The sequence below is a fragment of the Protofrankia sp. CiP1_Cm_nod2 genome, from assembly GCF_920664355.1.
Taxonomy (GTDB): domain Bacteria; phylum Actinomycetota; class Actinomycetes; order Frankiales; family Frankiaceae; genus Protofrankia.
The window spans coordinates 1-1,550 of the sequence record NZ_CAKKTL010000347.1 but is presented as its reverse complement, the minus strand read 5'-3'; the positions used below and the strand labels follow the sequence as shown (position 1 = coordinate 1,550).

The window sequence follows — 1,550 nt, the reverse complement described above, 5'->3', positions numbered from 1 at the left end:
CGACTTCCAAGATGATCGAAATCTTCGTCACTCATAATGATGAAAAGGCAATAATTACACCGCTTCATACGTCGCGCCCACCGTGGGTGGGGGTGGTGCTAAAGCCCGTTTTGGGACGGTGTAGCGTTCAACCCGGTTTGCAGGCTTTTTCTCCTGCCGTGCCACGACATGCCGTGCCGTAACACGCCGTGACAGGGCATGCCGGGGCGCGGCAGAAGTTCTGTCGAGCAACGGGAGCGTGAGTTCGGGTTGTCGCAGCCCCCAGCCCGTAACTCAGGGCGGCATCGCGGTCAGGGCAGGGCCACGGGCCACGGCGGCCCGTCCGGTTCCGCCCGCCGGGCGGCCTTGGCAGCGCAGATCCGCCGTACCGGCATCGCCACCGCCGTGGTCTCCACCCTCGGCATCGTTATGATCAACACAACCGGTATCGCGCACTCCGAGCCGGTGGTCATTCCCGGCCTGCGCACCGCCGGGACGGTCGCCGACCCCGCGTCCGGCGGCGTGGCGGACGCCGCCACCGACAGGCTGAGCGACCCCGCCCTGCTCGGGCAGCAACGCGACGACGCCGCGCGACGCCAGGCCCAGGCCGACCGTGTCGACCGGGACGAGGCGCTGGCCCAGCTGTCCATCCTGCTCCTCCAGCAGCGGACCACGGCCACGGAGAGCGCGCGCCAGCAGGAGGAACTGCGCTGGGTCAGCCCGATACAGGCCAGGCTCACCCAGCATTTCGGCGGCGCGAACGGCCACCCCGGTATCGACCTCGGCGCGCCGATGGGGACCCCGGTCGTCGCCGCCCACGGCGGCATCATCATCTACGCGGGGTGGGAGTCCGGCTACGGCAACTTCGTCCAGATCCAGCACGCGAACAACGTGGTCACCTGCTACGCCCACCTGTCCCGGATCAGCGTCCGGGTCGGCCAGCAGGTCGCCACCGGCCAGCAGGTGGGCCTGGAGGGGTCGACCGGCTTCTCCACCGGGCCGCACCTGCACTTCGAGGTCCGGCTGGGCGGCCAGAACGGCACCAAGATCGACCCGCTCGCGTGGCTCGCCAGGCACAACGTCTCCTACTGACCGCCACCGTTCTCCCAGCATCGGCTACCAGCCTTCGACCAGCAGTTACCGGCCTTCAACCAGCGGCTACCGCCGGCCGCTCTTCCACCGGCCGTGCCGTGCCGTGCCGATGCCACCAACGTCCGGCGGGCATCGGTAACGGATAGCCGGCCATCAGGCAGCGGCAGCGGCAGCGGATGTCAGTACGGGCCAGCCGCCCGTCGGGCCTGCCGAACGCGGGTGCGCGGGACGCTCACAGCTTCTCGACGGGGGCATAGCGCAGGAGCAGGCGTTTGGTCCCGGTTCCCTCGCCGAAGTCGATGCTCACCTCGCGGTTGTCCCCCGCGCCGGCCACCGCGACGACCTGACCGAGCCCGAAGGTGTCGTGGTTGACCCGGTCCCCCAGGGACAGGTCGGGAATCGGGCGGGGGGCCGGCGCGGGCCGGCGCCCCGGCAGCCCGCCGACCCGCGCGCCGGACGGCCCCGCGGGCGCCGAGCCC

2 protein-coding genes are annotated in these 1,550 nt (G+C 70.6%); one reads left to right on the top strand and one right to left on the bottom strand.

The features are described from left to right. Positions 1 to 345 precede the first annotated feature (345 nt). Positions 346 to 1,071 (top strand): M23 family metallopeptidase, encoded by a 726-nt coding sequence (locus NBW84_RS23055; protein WP_250287357.1) that lies wholly within the window; start codon positions 346 to 348, stop codon positions 1,069 to 1,071. A 232-nt stretch (positions 1,072 to 1,303) separates the two neighbouring features. Here the strand turns inward: NBW84_RS23055 and NBW84_RS23050 are convergent. Beyond that, the coding region (locus tag NBW84_RS23050; protein ID WP_445548831.1) for a hypothetical protein at positions 1,304 to 1,550 on the bottom strand (247 nt) is incomplete at its 5' end.